Here is a 276-nt window from a genome sequence, read left to right on the forward strand (position 1 = left end):
GTGTTGTACCGGTCGTCAAAGCGATTAGACAGCAACTTGGCGATGTAGTTTGGTTGTCTATCGATACCAGTAATCCTACCGTTATGCGGGCAGCTGTTGAGGCGGGTGCTGATATTTGGAATGATGTACGAGCGCTCAAATGCGAGGGTGCTGCAGCGCTAGCGGCTGAGCTTGATATACCAGTTATGTTGATGCACATGCGCGGTGAGCCAACGACGATGAATAATCTGGCGCTCTATGACGACGTGATCGCTGACGTTAGCGCAGAGTTAATAG

General features: G+C 50.7%; 1 protein-coding gene. It reads left to right on the forward strand.

Annotation, left to right across the window (positions count from 1 at the left end; all coding sequences use genetic code 11):
* A partial coding sequence (locus AAEY93_RS20535) for a dihydropteroate synthase (protein ID WP_351079502.1) occupies positions 1-276 on the forward strand: 276 nt, incomplete at both ends.

Source organism: Shewanella sp. CAL98-MNA-CIBAN-0140, from assembly GCF_040309905.1.
Taxonomy (GTDB): Bacteria; Pseudomonadota; Gammaproteobacteria; order Enterobacterales; family Shewanellaceae; genus Shewanella; species Shewanella psychromarinicola.